Raw genomic sequence first — 1,122 nt, 5'->3', positions numbered from 1 at the left:
CTACGAGCGAGATTCGTTCATGGAGTGGTTTGCTCGCCGGGTGAAGGAGCCTGAACCCAAAACCATCCGGGGCGGCGCACCTGCCCCACAAAGCCGGAGTGCTGAAGTACTTGGCTATCTTACTGATGGTTTTGGAGTGGGCTAAGCGTGTCCGTGATTGGCCGCGTTGCTCCTGACCACGCTTTGGTGTGGCGCGGCCAATTCCTATCTTTACCACGAGTGCCACGAGGTATGTATGTATACGAATCATTATTCGGGTAGGACTTGTACATTTAGTCCAAGGTTTCGTGAGTACTCCACTGAGCAGGACGCAGTTCGGCGTCTATCTATCTTGGAGTACTTGGCGCGTGAAACGGTCGAGATTGAGCTTCGCAAGAACCCACAAGCTGCTTTCGATCGTTTGGATGTTTCTATGTCGAACGATGACTTCATCGTTGAGATTGATCCAGGAAAAAGAGAATATGGGGCATGGTTACACCATTCAAATGGTCGGCATGGGCAAAGTTTGGTCGATTTGTTGACGTTACATTTAGGGTTCGACACTATTCGTGGTTTTTTTAGAATTGCGGCATTGTTGAACATAGACACGAGCCCTGAGGCGCGCTTTTTTCAGGGGTGCGACCCCGGTTGGCATGAGTGCAGAGCCGGTGTCGAGGCTAGAGGTTTTAAAAGAGGTGCGAATAGCTATCCTTACTATAAGTTGAATAATGCAAGTGGAGTATTTTACCATTATACAAAAGATAATGGTGATCTGAGAGGAGGTGTTGTTAAGTTTTTTGATGAAAAAGGAACGGTCTTTAAGCTCCCACTCGTCAAGTTCTATAAGAATAATAAATACAATTCTTGTCATTCAGAGTGGCAGTGGCGCGCATTTCACGGGTGTTTTCCGTTGTTCGATCTGCATAAACTTGTAGCAGAACCGCTGCATACTGTGCTTTGCGCCTTGGACGAGGAAACAGCTTCTCAGATATCATTGGATCATGGGTGGCTTGTTGGTAAGCGTCACATCACCTCCTTCTACCGCCCTCGTTTGAAATCCTGCATGCTCATCCTCCAATCAAGGAGGTGCGGGTATGCCGTCGAATCGCAGGCGAAGGTCGAAAAAGGAGTCTTATTGGCGGG

General features: G+C 48.3%; 1 protein-coding gene. It reads left to right on the top strand.

Annotated features, from left to right (window positions below; translation table 11 throughout):
• Nucleotides 1-412: 412 nt before the first annotated feature.
• Nucleotides 413-1,122, top strand: a 710-nt coding sequence (locus FVW27_RS16620; protein ID WP_208294857.1) for a hypothetical protein, incomplete at its 3' end; no start/stop codon positions are given.

This window comes from Nitratidesulfovibrio liaohensis (assembly GCF_011682075.1).
Taxonomy (GTDB): Bacteria; Desulfobacterota; Desulfovibrionia; order Desulfovibrionales; family Desulfovibrionaceae; genus Cupidesulfovibrio; species Cupidesulfovibrio liaohensis.
The sequence above is the reverse complement of the archived record's forward strand: the minus strand, read 5'-3'. Positions and strand labels throughout refer to the sequence as shown.